Source organism: Roseomonas sp. 18066, from assembly GCF_902706185.1.
Classification (GTDB): domain Bacteria; phylum Pseudomonadota; class Alphaproteobacteria; order Acetobacterales; family Acetobacteraceae; genus Pseudoroseomonas.
Genome location: NZ_CACSJM010000240.1, coordinates 1 through 6,081, shown reverse-complemented (window position 1 = coordinate 6,081; position 6,081 = coordinate 1). Strand labels below are relative to the sequence as shown.

Here is a 6,081-nt window from a genome sequence, read left to right as displayed (position 1 = left end):
GGTTGGGGGTTGGTTCCGTGGGNNCGGAGATGTCTATAAGAGACAGACAACGGGCGTGGTCAAGGTTGGTCGGCAACAGGCCGGACGGCAAGCGTGCCGCCAGGCTGCCGGCCGCAACCAGTGGTCACATCCGGGGCAACGGGGCTTGGCTGATAACATACATGCAGGGATGAATGTAAGGAACAGCCAAAGGCCAAGCTCACGAGACAACGCTGCGTGCGCGGGTTGGATGCGCGGTTGCATGCCGGGACCATTCAATTCCCTGGCGCCGTGAAGTATGGGTGTCGTCATGAACCATCTTGCCGACCATGCCGCCACCGGCGGCGCTGCCGCGGGCACTCTCCAGCGCTGGCTGACCGGGCCGCGCGTGGCCGGCCTGCCGGTGCCGAGCGAGCTGCCGCCGCCGGCGCTGTCCTTCGAGTTCTTCCCGCCGCGGACCGAGGCGCTGGAGCAGCAGCTCTGGACCAATATCCGCCGGCTGGAGCCGCTGGCGCCGCGCTTCGTCTCGGTGACCTACGGCGCCGGCGGCACCACGCAGGAGCGCACCCATGCGACGGTGGCCCGCCTGGTGAAGGAGACCAGCCTGACGCCGGCCGCCCACCTGACCTGCGTCGGCGCCAGCCGGGGCGAGGTCGACGAGGTCGCCCGGCAATACTGGGCCGCCGGGGTGCGCCACATCGTGGCGCTGCGCGGCGACGCGCCCGCCGGCGAGGCCGGCTACACCCCGCATCCGCAGGGCTATGCCTATGCCGCCGACCTGGTGGCCGGGCTGAAGAAGATCGGCGATTTCGAGATTTCGGTCGCGGCCTATCCGGAGACGCATCCGGCGGCCTCCTCGCCCGAGAACGACCTGGACAACCTGAAGCGCAAGATCGACGCCGGGGCGACCCGCGCCATCACCCAGTATTTCTTCGACACCGAGGTGTTCCTGCGCTTCCTCGACCGGGCGCATGCGGCGGGGATCACCGTGCCGATCGTGCCGGGCATCCTGCCGGTGTCGAATTTCAACCAGGTGAAGAAGTTCTCGGCCATGTGCGGGACCTCGGTCCCGGCCTGGATGGGCAAGCTGTTCGAGGGCCTGGACGAGGATGCCGACACCCGCCGCATGGTGGCCGCGGCGCTGGCCGCCGAGCAGGTCCGCCTGCTGCAGGCCAATGGCGTCGACGAGTTTCATTTCTACACGTTGAACCGGGCCGACCTGACCTTTGCCATCGCGCATATTCTCGGCGCGCGGCCAAAGGCGGTCTGACGGGGCAACGGCCCGCGGCAGCACGAATAAGAATAAAAGAAGGGGGCTTGGGGGAATTCATTCCCCCAATCTTCAAATGCCTTCTCTCAGGCAATCCTCCGATAAATCGGCTTCAGCAGAAACGGGCTGAGAAACAGCGGAAACTGGCACAGCGCGAAGAACAGCAGGATTCGCGCATCGGTGCTGGCCGGCAGCACGGCGAGATACAGCGCCATGTTGCGGTTGCCCGAGAGCAGCCCCGCCGACAGGGCCAGGCCGCGCCCGGCCGGCGCCAGGGCCAGGGCGGTGACCACGTTCAGCCCGGCGCTGCCGGCGAAGGCCAGGAAAATGCCGCCGAGGACGAATCCGGGCTCGGCCAGCAGCCGGGCCAGCACCCCGTCCATCACGCCGAAGCCGTAGAGCACCACCAGCAGCACCACCGCCCCGTCCACCGCGCGGCCCCAGCGCTGCAGGCGCGCCGGCCCGGCCAGCCGGCGGATGACCAGCGACACCAGCAGCGGCAGGCCGACCATCAGCGCCAGGCGCCCGACCAGCGCGCTGACCGACAGCGACAGGTCGATGCCGAGCAGCCCCAGCGCCAGCGGCGGCGCGGTGAAGGGCACCAGCAGGGTGGAGAGGAGGGAGGCGACGAGGGCGATCTCGCCATCCAGCCCCACCAGCCGGGCGAAGGCGGGGGAGGAGGTGGCGGCGCAGCCCGTCGCCATGATCACCAGGGCGGCGCCGAGCGGCCCGTCCAGCCCCACCGCCCGGGCGACCGCATAGGCCAGCAGCGGGCAGGCCAGCAGCAGCCAGGCCAGCAGCGCCAGGATCATCAGCGGCCGGCGCAGATAGCCCAGCACCTGGGCGAAATCGACGCGCAGCAGGATCAGCGTCATCAGCAGGGCGACGGTCGGCGTCACCACGTCGCGCAGGGCGCTGGCCAGCGGCGGCAGCAGCAGGCCCGCGAAGATGCTGACGGCCAGCAGGGTGCCGCCCTGGCGCGCGGCGCCCTCGAGCAGGCGAATCGGCAGGCTGAGGATGGCGGCCTCTCCCGGCGGGCGGGCGGCCAACGGTTGGCCGCGTTCGCTGATCGTTCTATATCCCGGGGGTGAAGCCGCCAATCCCACGCCTCGCGCGTCCGCTTTCCCTCCTGGTGCTGCCCTTGCTGGCGGCGGCGGCGCTGCTGATGGCAGCCCCGGCCCTGGCCGCCTGCAACGACCCGGCCGCCGCGAAGGTGGACTGGCGACGCTGCCTGCATGACGGCCAGGACCTGTCGGGCGCCACCCTGGCGGGGGCGGTGCTGCGCGACGCCAGCTTTGCCCGCGGCAAGCTGGTGGGCACCGATATGAGCGGGGCGGAGGCGCCGGATGCGCGCTTCACCTCGGCCGATGCGGGGGAGGCCGATTTCTCCGGCGCGGTGCTGCGCGGGGCGGATTTCACCCGCACCCGGCTGGTCGGCGCCCGCTTCGCCAAGGCCGACCTGCGCAATGCCCGGTTCTACCGCGCCGACCTGAGCGGCGCCGACCTGACCGGGGCGCTGCTGGCCGGCTCCGACCTTTCCACCGCCACCCTGGACGGCGCGCTCTGGGTGGATGGGCAGAAGCGTTGCGCCGCCGGTTCCGTGGGGGCCTGCCAATGACCGACCATTCCATGATGACGACCCCGCCGCAGTCGCCGGGCGACTATCTGCAGCGGCTGAACCCCGAGCAGCGCGCGGCGGTGGAGACGGTGGACGGCCCGCTGCTGGTGCTGGCCGGCGCCGGCACCGGCAAGACCCGGGTGCTGACCACCCGCTTCGCCCATATCCTGATGACGCGCCGCGCCTTCCCCAACCAGGTGCTGGCCGTCACCTTCACCAACAAGGCGGCGCGCGAGATGCGCGAGCGGGTCTCCTCCATCCTCGGCCATCCGGCGGAGGGGCTGTGGCTCGGCACCTTCCACGCGCTCTGCGCCCGCATGCTGCGGCGCCATGCTGAGCTGGTCGGGCTGACCAGCAACTTTTCCATTCTCGATACCGACGACCAGATGCGCCTGCTGAAGCAGGTGATGGAGGCCGGCGGCATCGACATGAAGCGCTGGCCGCCGCAGGGGCTGATGGCGATCATCCAACGCTGGAAGGATCGCGGCCTGACGCCGGCGCGGATCACCGCGGCCGAGGATTCGGACTTCGCCGGCAACAACGCCCGCGCGCTCTATGCCGGCTACCAGGAGCGGCTGAAGCAGCTGAACGCCGCCGATTTCGGCGACCTGATGCTGCATGTGGTCGAGGTGCTGCGCAACCACCCGGAGGTGCTGGCGCAGTACCACCGCATGTTCCGCTACATCCTGGTCGACGAGTACCAGGACACCAACACGGTGCAGTATCTGTGGCTGCGGCTGCTGGCGCAGCACCCGGATCCGAACCACCGCAACATCTGCTGCGTCGGCGACGACGACCAGTCGATCTATTCCTGGCGCGGCGCCGAGATCGAGAACATCCTTCGATTCGAGAAGGACTTTCCGGGCGCCACCATCGTGCGGCTGGAAGCCAATTATCGTTCGACGGCGCCGATCCTGGCCGCGGCCTCCGGGCTGATCGCCAAGAATTCCGGGCGGCTGGGCAAGACGCTGCGCCCCGGGCGGGCGGATTCGCGCGGCGAGAAGGTGCAGGTGGTCTCGCTGTGGGATTCGGTGGAGGAAGCCCGCATGGTGGGCTCCCGCATCGAGACGGCGCGGCGCGACGGGCACGACCTGGCCGAGATCGCCATCCTGGTCCGCGCCGGCGCGCAGACCCGTGCCTTCGAGGAGCGGCTGATCACGCTGGGCATCCCCTATCGCGTCGTCGGCGGCCAGAAATTCTACGAGCGGGCCGAGATCCGCGACGCCATGGCCTATCTGCGCGTCATCAACCAGCCGGCCGACGACCTGGCCTTCGAGCGCATCGTCAACACGCCGAAGCGCGGCCTGGGCGATACCACGATGCGACAGATGCACCAGATGGCGCGCGATGCCGGCATCCCGCTGGCGGCGGCGGCCCAGCGGCTGGTGGGCGATGGCAGCATGCGGCCGAAGCCGCGCCAGGCGCTGGGGGAATTGCTCGCCGGCTTCGCCCGCTGGCGCGAGGTGCTGCCGAAGGACGGCCATGTGGTGATGGCCGGCACCATGCTGGACGAGTCGGGCTATACCGAGATGTGGAAGCTCGACAAGTCGCCCGAGGCGCCGGGGCGGCTCGACAACCTGAAGGAGCTGCAGCGGGCGCTGGGCGAGTTCGAGACCCTGGCCGGCTTCCTCGAGCATGTCGCGCTGGTGATGGAGACCGACGAGCAGGCGGAGACCCGCCGCGTCAGCCTGATGACGCTGCATGCCGCCAAGGGGCTGGAATTCGACACCGTCTTCCTGCCGGGCTGGGAGGAAGGGCTGTTCCCCAACCAGCGCGCCCTGGACGAGGGCGGCGAGAAGTCGCTCGAGGAGGAGCGGCGGCTGGCCTATGTCGGCATCACCCGCGCCCGCAAGCATTGCATCATCAGCCATGCGGCGAACCGCCAGATCTATGGCAACTGGGCCAGCGCCATCCCCAGCCGCTTCCTGGACGAATTGCCGCCCGAGCATGTCGAGCAGGAAGGCAATGCCAGCCGCCGCCAGCCGGTGGCCGCCATGCCCAGCGCCTTCTCCGGCCAGTTCCCGCTGATGGCGCGCCGCCCGCCGCGGGTGATCGAGGCCGGCGCCTGGGAAGTGTCGGAACGCCCGGCGAAAGCCGCCTCGATTCCGGTGGGGACTCGGGTATTCCACCAGAAATTCGGCTATGGGCGCGTCATGGCCGCGGATGACAACAAGCTGGACGTCGAGTTCGACAAGGCGGGGCGTAAACGCGTGCTGGACAGTTTTGTGGAAAAGGCCTGATGAACCGCCGCCATCCCCCCCTGCTCGAGACCCTGACCATCGATGGCCTGCCGGAAGAGGCGGTGCCCCTGTTCGAGGCGGCGCTGCAGAGCGTCTGCCCGACCGTCGGCTACTTCAAGGACGACCCCACCGACACCTGGGGCCTGGAGGCGGTGCGCGAGCTGAACGATGGCGACGAGGAGCTGCTGCCGGCGCTGATCCTGGCCGCGGCCCTGGCCGGCATCGAGACGCCCGAGCTCAAGCGCGCCCCGGTCGAGGCCGATGGCTGGCTGGCCCGCACCGTCCAGGCCTTCCCGGAGCAGGAGATCGGCGGCCGCGTGCTGATCCGCCCGACCCATGTGCCGGACCGCCCGACCTATGGCCGCACCGTGCTGAAGCTGGATGCCGGCCTGGCCTTCGGCTCGGGCGAGCACGGCTCGACCCGCGGCTGCCTGATCGGCTTCGAGGGCATGGCGCATCGCCGGCCGCGGCGGATCCTCGATATCGGCACCGGCTCGGGCATCCTGGCCATGGCCGCGGCCAAGCAGCTGAAGCGGCCGGTCCTGGCCACCGACATCGAGCCCTGGAGCGTGCGCATCGCCGCCGACAACGCGGTGATGAACGGGCTGCGCCACCTGCTGCAGGCGAAGCTGGCCGATGGCTGGAAGCACCGCGCCGTGCGCTCCGGCCGCTACGACCTGGTCTTCGCCAATATCCTGGCGCGCCCGCTCTGCAGCATGGCCAAGAGCCTGTCCGACCACCTGGCCCCGGGCGGCACCGCCATCCTGGCCGGGTTGCTGGGCACCCAGGTGCGCATGGTGCTGGCCGCGCATCGCCGCGCCGGCATGGTGCTGGAGCGCCGCATCGACCAGGGCGCCTGGTCGGCCCTCGTCCTGCGCAAGCACTGAGGGGCGCTGCCCGACCCCCGGAATCAGAACCGCCCTGCATCCGGGGAGATGCAGGGCGGTCTGGAACGGAACGACGCCGGGGGGGGG

The 6,081-nt window shown here is 70.2% G+C and carries 5 protein-coding genes; 4 read left to right on the top strand and 1 reads right to left on the bottom strand.

Features of this window, described 5'->3' with window-relative positions:
- Positions 1–289: 289 nt before the first annotated feature.
- Complete coding sequence (gene metF / locus GVN67_RS27740; protein ID WP_160000549.1) at positions 290–1,249, top strand: methylenetetrahydrofolate reductase [NAD(P)H]; 960 nt, start codon at positions 290–292, stop codon at positions 1,247–1,249.
- Positions 1,250–1,335: 86 nt separating this feature from the next.
- On the opposite strand, the gene GVN67_RS27735 is transcribed toward metF, so the two are convergent.
- Positions 1,336–2,298: a hypothetical protein gene (locus GVN67_RS27735; protein ID WP_235035577.1), complete on the bottom strand. Its 963-nt coding sequence runs from the start codon at positions 2,296–2,298 to the stop codon at positions 1,336–1,338.
- 83 nt (positions 2,299–2,381) lie between these two features.
- On the opposite strand from GVN67_RS27735, the gene GVN67_RS27730 reads away from it, so the two are divergent.
- The 3 genes from GVN67_RS27730 to GVN67_RS27720 are packed head-to-tail and all read left to right on the top strand — an operon-like array spanning position 2,382 to position 5,994.
- Entirely contained in the window at positions 2,382–2,867 is a 486-nt protein-coding gene (locus tag GVN67_RS27730; protein WP_235035576.1) for a pentapeptide repeat-containing protein, read from the top strand.
- Positions 2,864–5,107: an ATP-dependent helicase gene (locus GVN67_RS27725; RefSeq protein ID WP_235035575.1), complete on the top strand. Its 2,244-nt coding sequence runs from the start codon at positions 2,864–2,866 to the stop codon at positions 5,105–5,107. Before GVN67_RS27730 ends, GVN67_RS27725 begins: the two co-directional genes overlap by 4 nt.
- Positions 5,107–5,994: a 50S ribosomal protein L11 methyltransferase gene (locus tag GVN67_RS27720; RefSeq protein ID WP_160000547.1), complete on the top strand. Its 888-nt coding sequence runs from the start codon at positions 5,107–5,109 to the stop codon at positions 5,992–5,994. Before GVN67_RS27725 ends, GVN67_RS27720 begins: the two co-directional genes overlap by 1 nt.
- The last annotated feature ends 87 nt before the right edge of the window (positions 5,995–6,081 follow it).